Source organism: Klebsiella sp. 4_1_44FAA (genome assembly GCF_000238715.1).
Taxonomy (GTDB): domain Bacteria; phylum Pseudomonadota; class Gammaproteobacteria; order Enterobacterales; family Enterobacteriaceae; genus Klebsiella; species Klebsiella pneumoniae.
In genome coordinates this window covers 666,471-681,635 of sequence record NZ_JH414798.1, presented here as the reverse complement: position 1 = coordinate 681,635, position 15,165 = coordinate 666,471, and the positions used below count along the sequence as shown (strand labels likewise).

General features: G+C 64.5%; 13 protein-coding genes and 2 pseudogenes. 2 read left to right on the top strand and 13 right to left on the bottom strand.

The features are described from left to right. The 5 genes and pseudogenes from HMPREF1024_RS22375 to HMPREF1024_RS22395 all read right to left on the bottom strand — a co-directional run. Nucleotides 1–219 (bottom strand): twin-arginine translocation signal domain-containing protein (locus tag HMPREF1024_RS22375; RefSeq protein WP_009307641.1); only part of this gene is annotated, 219 nt, incomplete at its 3' end. Beyond that, complete coding sequence (locus HMPREF1024_RS22380; protein ID WP_009307640.1) at nt 216–1,178, bottom strand: ABC transporter substrate-binding protein; 963 nt, start codon at nt 1,176–1,178, stop codon at nt 216–218. The genes HMPREF1024_RS22375 and HMPREF1024_RS22380, both read right to left, overlap by 4 nt. A gap of 5 nt (nt 1,179–1,183) precedes the next feature. Then, the gene (locus HMPREF1024_RS22385) at nt 1,184–2,335 is read right to left on the bottom strand and encodes an acyl-CoA dehydrogenase family protein (protein ID WP_009307639.1); all 1,152 of its coding nucleotides are present in this window, start codon (nt 2,333–2,335) and stop codon (nt 1,184–1,186) included. Next, nucleotides 2,322–3,417, bottom strand: a pseudogene (locus tag HMPREF1024_RS22390) (LLM class flavin-dependent oxidoreductase). The gene HMPREF1024_RS22385 and the pseudogene HMPREF1024_RS22390 overlap by 14 nt, the downstream one beginning before the upstream one ends. 144 nt (nt 3,418–3,561) lie before the next feature. After that, nucleotides 3,562–4,455, bottom strand: coding sequence for a LysR family transcriptional regulator (locus tag HMPREF1024_RS22395; protein ID WP_009307638.1), 894 nt, complete (start codon nt 4,453–4,455; stop codon nt 3,562–3,564). 106 nt (nt 4,456–4,561) lie between these two features. Between HMPREF1024_RS22395 and HMPREF1024_RS22400 the strand changes: the two genes are divergently transcribed. After that, entirely contained in the window at nt 4,562–5,164 is a 603-nt protein-coding gene (locus HMPREF1024_RS22400) for a cysteine dioxygenase (RefSeq protein ID WP_002908526.1), read from the top strand. A gap of 5 nt (nt 5,165–5,169) precedes the next feature. Next, nucleotides 5,170–6,750 carry a rhodanese homology domain-containing protein gene (locus HMPREF1024_RS22405; protein ID WP_009307637.1) on the top strand — a complete coding sequence of 527 codons (1,581 nt, stop codon included), beginning with the start codon at nt 5,170–5,172 and terminating at the stop codon, nt 6,748–6,750. A 12-nt stretch (nt 6,751–6,762) separates the two neighbouring features. On the opposite strand, the gene HMPREF1024_RS22410 is transcribed toward HMPREF1024_RS22405, so the two are convergent. From HMPREF1024_RS22410 to HMPREF1024_RS22440, 8 genes and pseudogenes are all read right to left on the bottom strand, one after another. Then, nucleotides 6,763–7,488, bottom strand: coding sequence for a polyphenol oxidase family protein (locus HMPREF1024_RS22410; RefSeq protein WP_009307636.1), 726 nt, complete (start codon nt 7,486–7,488; stop codon nt 6,763–6,765). Between the two features lie 102 nt (nt 7,489–7,590). Beyond that, nucleotides 7,591–8,787 (bottom strand): 3-(3-hydroxy-phenyl)propionate transporter MhpT, encoded by a 1,197-nt coding sequence (gene mhpT / locus HMPREF1024_RS22415; protein WP_009307635.1) that lies wholly within the window; start codon nt 8,785–8,787, stop codon nt 7,591–7,593. 75 nt (nt 8,788–8,862) lie between these two features. Further along, nucleotides 8,863–9,880: pseudogene (mhpE, locus tag HMPREF1024_RS0125600) on the bottom strand (4-hydroxy-2-oxovalerate aldolase). Continuing rightward, complete coding sequence (mhpF, locus tag HMPREF1024_RS22420; RefSeq protein WP_009307632.1) at nt 9,877–10,827, bottom strand: acetaldehyde dehydrogenase; 951 nt, start codon at nt 10,825–10,827, stop codon at nt 9,877–9,879. Before mhpF ends, mhpE begins: the two are co-directional and overlap by 4 nt. After that, nucleotides 10,820–11,626, bottom strand: a complete 807-nt coding sequence (gene mhpD, locus HMPREF1024_RS22425; RefSeq protein ID WP_002908598.1) for a 2-keto-4-pentenoate hydratase — start codon at nt 11,624–11,626, stop codon at nt 10,820–10,822. Before mhpD ends, mhpF begins: the two co-directional genes overlap by 8 nt. Before the next feature lie 10 nt (nt 11,627–11,636). Then, nucleotides 11,637–12,503, bottom strand: coding sequence for a 2-hydroxy-6-oxonona-2,4-dienedioate hydrolase (gene mhpC, locus HMPREF1024_RS22430; RefSeq protein WP_004151837.1), 867 nt, complete (start codon nt 12,501–12,503; stop codon nt 11,637–11,639). Nucleotides 12,504–12,520: 17 nt separating this feature from the next. Beyond that, nucleotides 12,521–13,465, bottom strand: coding sequence for a 2,3-dihydroxyphenylpropionate/2,3-dihydroxicinnamic acid 1,2-dioxygenase (gene mhpB, locus HMPREF1024_RS22435; protein ID WP_009307631.1), 945 nt, complete (start codon nt 13,463–13,465; stop codon nt 12,521–12,523). A gap of 1 nt (nt 13,466) precedes the next feature. Next, the gene (locus HMPREF1024_RS22440) at nt 13,467–15,131 is read right to left on the bottom strand and encodes a bifunctional 3-(3-hydroxy-phenyl)propionate/3-hydroxycinnamic acid hydroxylase (RefSeq protein WP_009307630.1); all 1,665 of its coding nucleotides are present in this window, start codon (nt 15,129–15,131) and stop codon (nt 13,467–13,469) included. Between the last annotated feature and the right edge of the window lie 34 nt (nt 15,132–15,165).

Below are 15,165 nucleotides of genomic sequence, written 5' to 3'. Positions count from 1 at the left end.
CTTCTGCTGCTCGGCGACGGCGACCGGCGCGAGGCATACCGCGCTTTTGTTGATCGCCAGCTTGATCTTGTAGGGCTGCGGCAGGCGCAGCGCCGGATGGGCATCGCCGCCGGCCATGTCCGCCATATCATGAGCCCACAGCGGCAGAGAGACCCCGGCCAGCGCCAGGCCGCCGCTGAGCTGTAAAAAACGGCGGCGGGAAAAAGGGGTTCTGATCATGGCGTCACCTCGGCGGCGGGCACGCTAAAACGGCGGTCAAAGGTCGGCTTCACGTCCAGCCGGGTGCGGATCAGGCCGTTGGCGAGATAAAAGTCCGCCGTTGCCTGCTGCTGGGCCACTGTTTCCTCGGCCAGCGGCTGCCACTGCGACTGGCGGTTGGCAAACTGCGCGCGGGCGATCTCCGCCGGGAAGCGGATGATCTCCCCCAACGTTTTGCCGTAGCTGTGGAGATTGGCGTAGGCCCAGCGCTCGGCGCCGGCCAGGCGCTGGAGATAATCCTGCAGCGCGGCGCGTTTTTGCGGATCGTTAAGCGCGGAATCCGTTGCCGCGAGGAAGGTATTCCCCGGCAGCAGCCCTTTGCCGCTCACCAGGATCTGCCCCTCGTTGGTCTTCACCATTTGGGTGGTGTAGGGCTCCCAGGTCGCCCAGGCGTCCACCGAGCCGTTTAGCAACGCCACTTTGGCGTCCACCGGGCCGAGGAACACCCACTGCACCTCCTTCGGTGAAATCCCCGCCTGCTCCAGCGCTTTCAGCGCCACGAAATGACCAATCGACCCTTTACCGGTGGCGATGCGTTTGCCTTTTAAATCAGCGCCGCTTTTTAACGTGCTGCCGGGGGATACCAGCACCGCGGTCCCCGCCGGGTTGCTTTTATCCACGGCAATAGCTTTGACCGGCGCACCGTTGGCCAGGGCGAAGAGCAACGGCGCATCGCCGATGATCCCCGCGTCCACGGCGCCCGCGTTGAGGGCTTCCGCCAGCGGCGCGTCGGCCGGGAACTCGGCCCACTTAATGTCGTAAGGGAGATTTTGCAGGGCGTTGGCCGCCTCCAGCTGCGAACGCATGCCGCCTTTTTGATCGGCGATACGCAGGGTAAGCCGCTCCTGCGCTGTCGCGTAGCCGCCCAGCGCCAGCAGCATCAGCGCGGCCGCCAACCGGCCTGAAAATGATAGACGCATCGTGATTATCCTTGTGATTGAAAGACGAAGTTGCCGGCTGCCAGCCAGGCGCTGTCGCTCTGTGGGGTATGTACCCGTCCGCAGAGCACATTGCGGTAGTGGCGTTCCAGCGGGTTCTGTCGACTCAGGCCATGATTGCCGGTCAGCTCGAGCGCAATATTCACCGCCTGAATGGCGTTGTCGGTGATGGTGACTTTCGCCAGATTGGCTTCGATAGCGGAAAAGCGCAGCGCGGCGGCCTGCTCCAGCAGGCTGTGGTTGACCAGCAGCAGCCCGGCGATCTGCCCGACTTTCTCCTGCACCCGTGGCAGACGAGAGAGCGGATGGCCGAGACCGGCGGGCACCCGCCCCGCCAGCCACCTCACCAGCCAGTCGTGAGCGGCGTGGGCAATGCTGTCATAGATCGCCGCCAGCAGCGCTGTCTGCCGGTTGGCGAACAGGCGAAACGGTTCGGCCTGGGCGGCGGGTGGCGCATCGGCCGGCCAGACATCCACCGCGTGCTCTGCCGCCACCCGAACGTGGTTAAAAATAACTTCATGGCTGCCGGTGGCCCGCATCCCGGCGTGATCCCAGCTCTTCACCACCGTGATACCCGGGCTGTCGCCAGGCACCAGCCAGGTACCCACCAGCGGCGGGTTATCATCGCTTCTGGCCCACACCGCCAGCCAGCGCAGCCCTTCAATGCCGGTGGTATAAATTTTATGGCCGCTGATGTCCCAGCCCTCCGCGCGACGGATCGCCACGGTGTCCGGCAGGCCGCCCCGCGCCGGGGAGCCCAGCTCCGGCTCGACGCGCAGGCTGTTGATGAGGCCACCGTGTTCGACAGCATCGTGAAAAACCTGCTGGCGCAGCGGCGCGTGCCAGGCGTCATTTTCCGCCAGCCGCAAATGGTGGAGATACTGCATGCAGACGATCAGCGCTGTCGCCGGCTCTCCCCAGGCGATGGCGGCGATGACCTGCTGCAGCTGGGCCAGACTGGCGCCCGCGCCGCCGCAGGATGGCGGCACGGCGAGACTTAACCAGCCCCCCGCACGCAGATGGTCGATATTACGCCAGGGAAACTCGCCGCTGGCGTCAAGGCTGGCCGCCTGCTCCGCCATCTGCTGGCGAAGCGCCGTCAGCTGCCGGGCCCAGTCGTCGCGCTCAGGATGGATCACGATGCGCGCTCCGCCACCGCACGCCGCGCGGCTTTTTCCCGGGCGATCGGCAACAGCGCCCGGCCATAGTCGGCCGCGTCGTTCAGCGGATCGAAGCCGCGGATCAGGAAGTTACGCACCCCGAGGTCGTAGTAATCGAGCAGCGCATCCGCCACCTGCTCCGGGGTGCCCACCAGCGCGGTGGAGTTATGTCCGCCGCCCACCAGCTGGGCGATGCCGGTCCACAGGCGTTTGTCCACCACTCTGCCCTGCGCCGCAGTAGCCCGCAGCCGCTGGGCGCCGATGCTCTCCGGTTTGGCTTTGAACCCGCCCCCGCGCTGCGCCGCCTGCTCGGTGGCGACGTGCAGGATATGCTCGGCTTTCTCCCAGGCTTCGGCTTCGCTGTCGGCGATAATCGGCCGGAACGAGACGCTGAAGCCGATATCACGCTGGTGTTTCGCCGCTTCGGCGCGCACCCGCTGGATGGTCTCGCCGGTTTGCGCCAGCGACTCGCCCCACAGGGCGAAGACGTCGGCATGTTTGCCGGCGACGGCGATGGCCGCTTCCGACGAGCCGCCAAAATAGATCGGAAGATGCGGTTTTTGCAGCGGGCGAATGGCGGACCAGGCCTGCTCGGCCTGATAGAAATCGTTGTGAATATCCACCGGCTGCTCGCTGGTCCACACCTGGCGCACGATGTCGAGGAAGGCGTCGGTGCGGGCGTAGCGCTGGTCGTGGTCGAGATAATCGCCATCCCGGCGCTGCTCGGCATCGTTGCCGCCGCTGATGATATGCACCGCCAAGCGGCCCTCCAGCAGGTGCTCAAGGGTAGCGAATTTGCGCGCGGCAAGGGTTGGGGAAACAAAACCGGGACGATGGGCCAGCAGGTACTGAATTTTCTGCGTCGACAGTCCGGCCAGGGCCGTCACCAGAAAGCCGTCGGGTTGATCGGACCAGTGGCCGACCAGCAGACGATCAAACCCGGCGGCTTCATGGGTTTGCGCAAAGCGAACGATATAGTCGCGGTCAAAGATCGGCCCCACCGGGGCAATCGTTTCGGAAGAGAGGCGGTGGCCAATCATGCCGAGAAACTGAATGCTCATGAACAACTCCTTGCGTCAGGGTAATGGAGTGGCCGCGACAGCGGCGCTGGTCATAACCCTATACAGAGCGTGTTAATGAGCAAAATGCATTTTTATCATATCTTAATATGCTTAATTAGCATTAAACAAAAATACATAGTGCTTTCAGTCGGATACGGTCAGCTGCTGCATCACTTTGCTGGCAAAAAAGGTCAGCGGCGGCTGCAGGTTCGCCAGATACTGGGCGTGGATCAGCCACAGTGAGACCGCAGGCTGAAAATCGCTGAGGCTGAGGACCGCGACCTCGTCCCGCCACGGGCTGCTGGCCAGCGCCGCCCTCGGCACCAGACCCAGCCCCAGCCCCTGCGCCACCAGCGCTATCTGCAGCTGCGCGCCCGCGCTCTCGACGTTGAGCGTCAACCGCAATCCCTGGCTCTGCAGCTCGCGAATGAGCCCGGCGCGCAGGCCACAGCCGTCGGGGTTAAGGATCCAGCCCCGTTCGGCGCACTCCCGCAGGGATGACGCGCGCAAATTCAAACGCCGGCCGACGATCGGCACCACCTCCAGGGGACACAGCAGGCGCCCGCTGTAGCCCTCGGCGAAGCTTTGCTGGGCGGGCCCCATCGCCAGCATGCCGTCCAGCTCGCCGTTTTCCAGCCGGCGCTGCAGCTGTCCGCTCCAGCCGCAGGTGATCTGCGGCGACAGTCCGGGAAACTGCTGGCTCAGCGCCGACAGCGCCGCCGGCAGGGCAATCTCGCTGAGACTCTGCGGCACGCCGAGACGCAGCGCGCCGCGCGGCTCGCCTTGCGGATCCAACAGGCTGTAGAGTTTTTTCGTCTCACGCTTAATGCTCAGACACTGCTCGTACACCCGGTGTCCGGCGGCGGTCAGAGTCAGCGGGCGGGTCTGGCGCTCCAACAGCGTGACGTTCAGCTCCTGTTCCAGACGCTGCAGGCGCCGGGTGATGGCCGACTGGGTGATCCCCAGATATTCCGCGGCCTGATTGAGGGAGGAAAACTGCACCGTGGCCAGCAAAGCGTCGATATCGTCAATGCGCATAGGAACCTTATGTGAAATTTGCATATTAATATATGCGTAAATTGCATTTAAATAATATTAACGCCTCTGTTAGCGTTTTGACCAGTCCCTCTGACAGGAACCGCACATGACTGCACCACGACTGGAAAAATTACGCCATTTCATTCATGAGGTAGACCGCCTGCACCGCGAACACCACCAGACCGCCCCGCTGCTTGACGCCGTGGCGCAGCGGCTGGCGGCGCTGGTGCGTTACGACGACTGGCTGCCGGAAGAGTACACCCTGCCGCATCCGCACCATTACCAGCAGTATCTGCTGCATGCCGACTCCGGGGAGCGCTTCTCGATTGTCAGCTTCGTCTGGGGACCGGGGCAAGCGACGCCGATCCATGATCACCGGGTGTGGGGAGCCATTGGGATGCTGCGCGGCGCGGAGGAAAACCAGCGCTACCAGCTGGATGCCGATGGCATACCGCGCGCGCTGGGCGCCGCCACGCTTCTGGAAGCAGGCCAGGTGGAGAAAGTCTCCGCTGACGATGGCGATATTCATCGCGTCAGCAATGCGCTGGCGGATCGCGTCTCCATCAGCATTCATGTCTACGGCGGCAATATCGGCGCGGTGAAGCGCGCCGTGTATACCCCGGAAGGGCAGCAGAAACCGTTTATCTCCGGCTACTCTAACCGCCATTTACCCAATATCTGGGATTCCTCCCGCGAACATCAAGGATAACCACTATGTCCACCTACGCTTATCGCCAGGCCGCCGGGATCCGCCAGGCGCTGCTCGACCGTCGTGAACTGGCGCTGATCGACGTCCGTGAAGAGGCCGATTTCGCCACCGCTCATCCGCTGTTTGCCGTCAATCTGCCGCTCAGCAAACTGGAGCTGGAGGTCCGCCGGCGGATACCGCGCTTCACCACCCCGCTCACCGTCTACGACAACGGCGAGGGTCTGGCGGAGATCGCCGTCGAACGGCTGCGGTCCTGGGGCTATCAGGATGTGGCCCTGCTGGCCGAGGGTCTCGCCGGCTGGCGCCGCAGCGGCGGCGAGCTGTTTCAGGACGTCAACTCCGCCAGTAAAGCCTTTGGCGAGCTGGTGGAAAGCGTGCGTCACACACCGTCGCTCAGCGCCCAGGAGGTTCAGGCGCTCATCGACAGCCGGCAGGAGGTGGTGATCGTCGACGCCCGGCGCTTCGATGAGTACCAGACCATGAGCATCCCCGGCAGCATCAGCGTGCCCGGCGGCGAGCTGGCCCTGCGGGTGGAGAGCCTGACGCCCTCCCCGCAGACGCCGGTTATCGTCAACTGCGCCGGACGCACCCGCAGCATCATCGGCACCCAGTCGCTGATCAACGCCGGCGTGCCAAACCCGGTCCATGCCCTGCGCAATGGCACTATCGGCTGGACGCTGGCCGGCCAGACGCTGGCGCACCAGCAACAGCGGCAATACGATCCCTCCGCCCGCGCCTCCGGCGCCCGGGCCGCTGAGGTGGCGCATTTTGCCGAACGGGCCGGGGTGGCGGTCATCGATGAGGCCACGCTGCAACGCTGGCTGCAGCAGAGCGACCGCACCACCTTCCTGTTTGATGTCCGCAGCCCCGAAGAGTACGCGGCGGGTCACTATCCCGGCAGCCTGAGCGCGCCAGGCGGCCAGCTGGTGCAGGAGACCGACCACTTCGCCAGCGTACGAGGGGCGCGCATTGTGCTGCTGGATGACGATGGCATCCGGGCGGCGATAACCGGCTCGTGGCTGGCGCAGATGGGCTGGGAGACGGCGCGGCTGAGCGCGCTATCGACCAGCCAGTTGAGCGAACGCGGGGTGCCTGCCGCCGAGGTGCCGCCCGGTCCGCAGGCGGAGGAGATAAGCCCGACGCAGCTGGCGCAACAGCTGGAAGAACCCGGTACGGTGGTGCTCGATTTTACCACCAGCGCCAACTTTGTCGCTCGCCATATCCCCGGCGCGTGGTGGCTAACGCGCTCGCAGCTGCGCCAGGCCCTGGAAGCAATCCCTCCCGCCCAACGTTACGTGGTGACCTGCGGCAGCAGTCTGCTGGCCCGCTACGCGGTGCCGGAGGTGGCGGCCTTGACCGGTAAACCGGTGCAGTTGCTTACCGGCGGGACGCTGGCGTGGATCACCGCCGGTCTGCCGCTGGCGCATGGCGACAGCGGCCTCGCCGTCGAGCGCCGTGACCGCTATCGTCGTCCGTACGAAGGAACCGATAATTCCGCCGAGGCCATGCAGGCCTATCTGGAGTGGGAGTATGGCCTCGTGGATCAGTTGGCCCGCGACGGCACCCACGGTTTTCGGGTGCTCTAGCGCGAGCCCGCCTCAGGCTTCGCGCATGATCCACGAATACTGAAAGCTCTTCGGCGCCGGAAAATGGGTCCGGCGCCGGTAGGAGCCCAGCGACTGCGGGGTGCAGTAGGTACAACTCCCCAGCCATTCAACGCTCGCCGGCGCCACCCCCGCCTCTGCGAAGATCGCTTCGGCAAAGGCGCGCAGATCAAACCACAGATTATCGCTGCCACGCGCGGCGGCTTTGAGCGGATCGCTGACCGGGCCCGAACGGGAGTGGAACAGCCGCTGGCGATGGCGGGCCACCCGGTCACCGCCGGGCTGGTCCAGCAGTTGCTGATAGAATCCGGCGGAGACTTCGTAACAGCAGGGGTGAATATACGGCCCCACGGCGATGACCAGATCGGCCAATGCCACCCCCTGCTGGCGAAAACAGGCCAGACTGTTGTCGACAATACCGCTGACCAGCCCCTGCCAGCCGGCATGCACGCTGCAGACGTAGCGACCGTCGCGCGAGGCGATCAGCAGCGGCAGACAGTCGGCGGTCACCACCCCCACCTTTTGCCCGGCTACCGCGGTAAACACCGCGTCGGCGTGCGGGCGCGTCGGCAGCGGCTGCTGATAATGATGAACCTCATTACCATGCACCAGCTTCACCGGAGCCAGCTCGGCATAGGGAAAGGCGGCGGTTTCATGGACATCGAGAAAAGCGTGGCGGATGCCAGGGATCGCATTGAGCAAACGGGAGGTGTAAGCCATAGGGACGATAAGCGTCAGGGAATGATGTCTTACCTTAGGCCAGGGGACGCGGACAGGCAAGGCGGCGGCCCGGCATTTTTTTACCAGGCCGCCGGATGCATATCAGACCATGGCCGCGCGCTGCTGGCGATGCATCAGCCAGAACACCGCCACGCCGGCCAGCACAATGCCCGGCGCCGAGGCCGCCATCACCCCGACGGTGCCGGCGCCGAGGGCCAGCATCTTGCCGGCCAGCAGCGGGCCGCTCATCGCCCCAAGACGCCCCACCGCCACGGCGGTGCCCACCCCGGTGGCGCGGATGGCCGCGGGATAAAAAAGCGGCGCCAGAGCGTAAAGCACACTTTGTCCGCCGGTGGCGAACAGCCCGGCGACAAACCCCGCCAGCAGCATGCCAGTCAGCGACGACGCGCTGCCCAGCGCCAACAGCGACGCCAGAATGCCGCTGTAGATCAGGAGCGACATCCGCAGCGGGGTGAGCTTATCCATTAGCGCCCCCAGCAGCAGCGTGCCGCAGGCGGCGCCGATCTGCAGAGAGAACATCACCCCCGCCGCCTGGCTGGCGCGGAATCCCTGGCCCACCAGCAGCATCGGCAGCCAGTTGATCAGCATATAGACCACCAGCAGGGTGAAAAAATAACCCAGCCACAGCAGCAGCGTAGCGGCGGCCTGGCCCGGGGCAAACAGGGTGCGCAGCGGCACGCTGGCCTCCGCGCGCTGAAACGCCTGCGACTCCGGCAGCCAGCGCATCAGCAACGGGATCAGCAGCAGCGGGACCACGCCGCCAATCCAGAAAATAGTCTGCCAGGCCGCGGCGAGACCGGAAAAGCCCAGCGCTGCCGCCAGCGCGGCGCCAATGGGTACGCCGCAGTACATCAGGCTTACCGCCCGGCCGCGGAAACGTGAGCCAGCGGCTTCCGAGGTTAAGGCAATCAGGTTCGGCAATGCCGCCCCGAGCCCGACGCCGGTGAGCAGGCGCGCCAGCAGCAGCGTCGGGAAGCTCCATGCGAGCGCGGTGGTCAGCGAGAACAGGCCAAACAGCAGCACCGACCCCAACAGAATGCGCTTACGCCCGTGGCGGTCCGCCAGCATGCCGCCCACCAGCGCGCCGGGCAGCAGGCCGAGGATCCCGGCGCTGAAGATCCAGCCCATCTGCATTTTATCCAGCGCAAAGGCCTGCGCCATGCCGACGGCGGCGATCCCCGCCGCCTGCAGATCCAGCCCTTCCATCAGGGCCACCATAAAACAGAGCCCGATGGTGACCACCAGGCGCGAGGGGGTTGCAGTCGTTATCTTGGTCATAGGGTACCTTGGCGATAGCCGAACAAACGGAGCAGGTGACTGGCGGCCGATGCTTTGTCAGCCGCACGTTCTTAGTTATTTATTGCGGTTAAGCAGATCCAGCGCGACGTCGACGATCATATCCTCCTGGCCGCCGACCATCCGCCGCTTGCCCAGCTCGACGAGAATATCCACCGCGCTGAGGCCATAGCGCTTGGCCGCCGCTTCGCTGTGGCGCAGGAAGCTGGAGTAGACTCCGGCGTAGCCCAGCGCCAGCGTTTCGCGGTCGACACGCACCGGGCGATCCTGCAGCGGCCGCACCAGCTCATCGGCCGCGTTCATCAGGGCGTAGAGATCGGTGCCATGCTGCCAGCCGAGCTTGTCGGCGGCGGCAATAAACACCTCCAGCGGCGCATTGCCCCGCCCCCGCCCCCATCCCGGCCAGGCTGGCGTCAATGCGATCGCACCCCTCTTCCACCGCGACGATCGAGTTCGCCACCCCGAGGCTCAGATTATGATGGGCATGCATCCCGGTGGCGGTCTCCGGCTTCAGCACCGCCTTCAGGGCGCGGAAGCGGTCGCGAATGTCGTTCATGTTCATCGCCCCGCCGGAATCCACCACATAGATACAGGTCGCGCCATAAGATTCCATCTTCAGCGCCTGCTGCGCCAGCGCCTGCGGGGAGATCATATGGCTCATCATCAGAAAACCGACGGTGTCCATCCCCAGCTCGCGGGCAAAGGCAATATGCTGCGCGGCGACGTCCGCTTCGCTGCAGTGGGTGGCGACCCGCACCACCCGCGCCCCGGCCTGATACGCTGCTTTCAGATCGTGCAGCGTGCCGATGCCCGGCAGCAGTAAGGTGGCGATTTTCGCCTGGCTCACGACATCCGCCGCCGCTTCAATCCACGCGATGTCGCTGTGAGCGCCAAAGCCGTAGTTGAAGCTGGATCCCTGCAGGCCATCGCCATGGGCCACTTCGATGGAGTCGACCCCAGCCTTATCCAGCGCGCCGGCGATCTGCTGCACCTGCGCCAGGGAATACTGGTGACGAATAGCGTGCATACCATCGCGCAGCGTCACGTCCGAGATATAAAGTTTTTTACCGTTCATGCTGTCGCTCCCGCCGCGCTGTGCATTGCCCCGGCCATTTGCTCCGCCGTCGCCAGCGCCGCCGAGGTCATAATATCGAGGTTGCCCGCGTACGCTGGCAGATAGTGCGCCGCCCCTTCCACTTCGAGGTAAACCGCGGTTTTCAGGCCGGAAAAACAGCCGACGCCGGGCAGGTTGACCGGCTTATCCTCGGGGATAACCTCAAACTGCACCTGCTGCTTCAGCCGGTAGCCCGGGACGTAAGCCTGCACTGCCGCCGCCATTTCGGCGATCGAGGCGGCAATCGCCTCCTGCGACGCCAGCTCGCTCAGGACGTAGACGGTATCGCGCATCATCAGCGGCGGCTCCGCCGGGTTCAGTACAATAATCGCTTTGCCCTTGCCCGCCCCGCCGACTTTTTCAATCGCCTGCGAGGTGGTTTCGGTGAATTCGTCAATATTGGCCCGCGTGCCCGGCCCGGCGGATTGACTGGCGATCGAGGCCACAATCTCCGCGTAATGCACCTTCGCCACTCGCGAGACCGCGGCGACCATCGGGATGGTCGCCTGCCCGCCGCAGGTCACCATATTGACGTTGCCCTGATGGAGATTGTCCGCGAGGTTGACCACCGGTACGCAGTACGGGCCAATCGCCGCCGGCGTCAGGTCGATAACGCGGATCCCCGGCTTCGCTTCGCGCAGCGCGGCATCGTTTTTGATGTGCGCCCCGGCGCTGGTGGCGTCAAAAACAAAATCGATGTCGGCAAATTCCGCCATCTGCATCAGGCCGCCCACCCCTTCGTGAGTGGTCGCAACGCCCAGGCGCCGGGCGCGGGCCAGGCCATCCGACTGCGGGTCGATGCCGACCATCACCGCCATCTCCAGATGCTGGCCGTGGCGCAGGATTTTAATCATTAAATCGGTGCCGATATTCCCGGAGCCGATAATGGCGACTTTACGTTTACGCATCACGATCTCCTTCTCCGGCGGCAACGAAGCGTGCCGCGACTGAGCCAATACCTTCGATATGGGCGACAAAGCTGTCCCCCTCGTTAATCGTCACCATCGGGCCTAACGCCCCGGTCAGCACGATATCCCCCGCCCGCAGCGGTTCGCCGAGACTCGCCAGCTTGCGCGCCAGCCAGACTGCGGCGTTCAGCGGATGCCCCAGACACTCGCTGCCGCGGCCGCTGGAGACCAGCTCCTGGTTGCGGGTCATGTGCATGGCGCACTGCTTCAGATCCAGTCCCGCCGGGCGCTGCGCCGGGCCGCCAATGACGTACAGGCCGCAGGAGGCGTTATCGGCGACGGTGTCGACAAAGCCGATTGACCAGTCGCGAATGCGGCTGCCCACCACCTCCAGCGCTGGCAATACCCATTCGATGGCGTTATACAGTTCATCAAAAGTGGTATCGGCATGCGGCAGATCCTGCTTCAGCACCAGGGCGATCTCGGCCTCCACCTTGGGCTGCAGCACGCGGCCAAACGGCACCTCGGCGTTGTCGCCGTAGCACATGTCGGCAAACAGGGTGCCGAAGTCCGGCTGATTGACGCCCAGCTGCTGCTGCACTTTGGGATGGGTCAGGCCCACCTTGCGGCCCACCACCCGCCGGCCATGGGCCACGTGGTGCTGGACGTTCAGACGCTGGATGGCATAGGCGGCGTCGGCATTGTCGACGCCGAGAATATCGCGCAGCGGGGCGATCGCCTGGCCGCTCTGTTCCGCGTCGCGGAGCTGCCGGGCCAGCGCGTCAAGAGAAAAAGTCATCATTTACTCCTTAAGCCCGTGCGAGGAAATTGAGCACCAGCTGATTAAAACTGTCGGCATGTTCCCACTGCGCCCAGTGGCCGCAGTCGCGGTAAATATGCAGTTCCGAACCGGCGATCCCGGCGAGCAGGCGCAACCCGGCGTCCATCGGCACGAAGCGGTCATTGCGTCCCCAGACGATCAGAGTTGGCGCGCTGATTTCGCCCAGCCGCGGGCCAAAGTCAGGAAACTGCTTCGGGTTGGCTTCGAGGCTCTTGACGAAGTTGTCCAGATGGTCGCGGCGCGACAGCATATTGTTGAGACGCGCCTCGAACAGCGCCTCGGTGAGGTCGCGGGTGTCGAAGACGAAGATGCTCATCATCTTTTTGAGGTTTTCAATGGTCGGCTCGCGGTACAGGGCGTTCAGCAGCTTGATGCCCTCGGTCGGCATCGGCGTGAACAGGCTCATGCCGCCGGTCCCCCCGCCCATCAGCACCAGCTTAGCCACCCGCTCCGGCCAGCTCAGGGTGAAGGCCACCGCGCTATGGCCGCCCATCGAGTTGCCCAGCAGATGGACTTTATCGATCCCCAGCTGATCGACCACGCTTTTCAGAATGCGGGCGTTGAGGTCCGAACGCGAGCCGCTGTTGACGATAGCATCGCTTTTGCCCCACCCCGGACAGTCGAGGAGCAGCACGCGATAGCCCGCCTCGACCAGCGGGTCAATATTGCGACTGAAGTTAGCCCAGCCGGTGGCCCCCGGCCCGGAGCCGTGCAGCATGACCACGGTCTCTTTCCCGTCGCCGCAGTCATTGATATGGATACGCAGCGTGCGGCCCCCCTCGTCGACATTGAGGAATCGGCTGGTGGCGGCTTCAGTTTGCGGTTGATAGCTCATGTTAGTCTCCCGGTTAATCAAATCTCGGTGGTGGCGCTCAGCGAGCCGAATCCGGCGATCCACTCGGGGATCGGCCGGTAATAGCGGCCTTCACTGCGCCAGCGGCCAAAAGCGGATAGCGCGGCAAAAGCGGCCACCCAGGTCTTAATTTCGTGCGTCGATTTCCCGGCCATCGCCGACAGCTCGTCATTGCCGATCGCGTCCAGTTCGCTCAGCCGCCCCTGCTCCAGCAGGCTCATAAAGCGGTTGTCCCAGACCGGGTTGAGGGGATGGAGCGAGTGCGGGTCTTCGGTAAACCGTCGGGCGGCGCTGATTACTCGCTGCTGGCGCCGTTCGCGTTCGTCCGGCGGCAGCTGCTTTCCGCCGCCGAGCAGGCGATCGCGCAGATGGGCGTCGGCCTTCGCCAGCTCCGGCACCGGCGGCTGGTGCGAGAGTCCGCCCGAGCCGAGGATCAGCACCCGCTTATTGAGGGTATTGAGAAAGCGGCCCATCGCCTCGCCCAGCAGCCGGGTACGTTGAAAACCCGGCAGCGGCGCGGCGACGCCGTTAATAAACACCGGCAGCACCGGCACACGGTCCAGGCCACCCAGCAGAAACTCCAGCGGCTGGGCGAAGCCATGGTCCACCTGCATGTTGTACGACACCGCCAGGTCGATACCGCTGTTGAGGATGGCGTGGGCGCAGGCTTCCGCCAGCTCGGCGGGCACCGGCAGGTCGCCGGCGGCGCTGGCGAAGTCGCCAATCGCGGTGGCGCCGACCCCGAGGCAGAACGGCGGCATCACGTCATAGAAAAAACCGTTGTAGTGATCGGGGGCGAAGAGCACCACCAGCTCTGGATCGAATTCAGCGATCCGCCGCCGGGCGTCGGCAATCACCCCGTTCACTTCATCGAGGACCGCCTGCTCCGGGTCCACGAATCCCACCAGCGGGGTGTGGGAGAGACAGTGCAAATAGGCATGCATATCAGGCCACCTTCTCTTCAGCGTGGGCGGTATCCCCGGTTGCGAGGGCCATTTTTTCCGCCAGAGCGGTCAGCTGCGCGCCGAGGGTCTGCGGGATGGCGAGAGCGGCGACAAAGCGGTCCGGTCTGACCACGGCGATGGCGGTGTTATGCTGAGCAAACCAGCTCTTCAGGCGATTTTGCCTGTCGCCCACCCGCAGCGTGCCGGGGGCGTTATCCTGCTCGCGGTGGATCTGCACCTCCGGCACCACCTGGATAAAGCGCACGCCAATCGCGCGCCAGCGGGCGATCTGCCCGGCGTTGAGCCCCCACTGCGGGTTGCAGCCCCAGCCGATAATGGCGAAATTCGCCCCGATAACCTCGTCGAGCAGCACGCTCTCGCCGCTCTCCAGCGTCACCTGCGGTTGAATAAACATTTTGCCCACCGGCGAGGTCTTGCCGGCGCCGTCGGTCAGCAGCGCCCCCTCGCGGTACTGCGGCATCGGCTTAAAGCGCATCTCGAGGAAGTAGCGTTTCACCGGCGGCAGGTAATTCAGCAGCCAGGAGAGACCGTCGCGCACGGCCCCCTGCCAGCGCTTCGGCGGCGCCAGCACGTAGCCGGCGGTGACCGACAGATCAATCATCGCTTTAGCGTGGTCGCGGCGCTCCTGCTGGTAGCTGTCGAGCAGCGCCTCTCCCGCTTTACCGTTGACCACCAGCGCCAGCTTCCACGCCAGGTTGAAGGCGTCGCGCATGCCGCTGTTGTACCCCTGGCCCTGCCAGACCGGCATGATGTGCGCCGCATCGCCGGCCAGCAGCACCCGGTTAATGCGAAAGCGCTCGGCAAGGCGGGCGTTATGCGTATAGACCCGCTGGCGGATCAGCTCGACGCGGTCCGGGTCCGGCAGCACTTTGCTCAGCAGACGGCGCATATTGTGCGGCTCGCTGAGCTGGGCTTCGGTTTCTCCGGGCATCACCATAAATTCAAAGCGGCGCACACCGTGGGGCAGCGCGGCGGAAACGTAGGGTCGCACCGGGTCGCAGCACAGATAAACGTGTGGGGTGGCCAGCGGGTCGTTAGCGATATCGATGACGATCCACTGATTCGGCGCGGTCTTGCCTTCGAAGGGGATGTTCAGCATACGACGAATAAAGCTGGCGCCGCCGTCGCAGGCCACCAGCCAGTCCGCGCGCACCGTCTCCCGTTCGCCGTCCGGTCCTTTAAGATTTAACGTGACACTGTCACCGGTCTGGCTAAAGGCTTCCACTTCGCGGGAGAAGAGGCAGCGGACCTGCGGGAAACGCTGCAGACCGTGATACATCACCGCATCGACCTGCGGCTGAATGAAGGCGTTGCGCCGCGACCAGCCAAACTCATCGGTCATCGGCTGGATATCGGCAAAGCAGCGGCCTTTTGGGGTGAGAAAACGCATGGCGTGCCACGGCGTGGTATGCGGCAGCACGTCATTCACCAGCCCCACCGCCTGCATCGCCCGCAGGGATTCATCGTCAATGCCGATGGCCCGCGGGTAATCGATCAGTGTGGCGAGCTTTTCCACCACCAGCACGCTGATGCCCATCTGGCCAAGGTAGTTGGCCATCATCAGACCAACCGGACCGGCGCCAACGATGGCGACCTGAGCGGTATGCTGCACGGCGGGTTGAATATCGGGTGTAGATGTTGTCATTCTCAGCGACCTCACGACTCGGAAACTGCCCGGC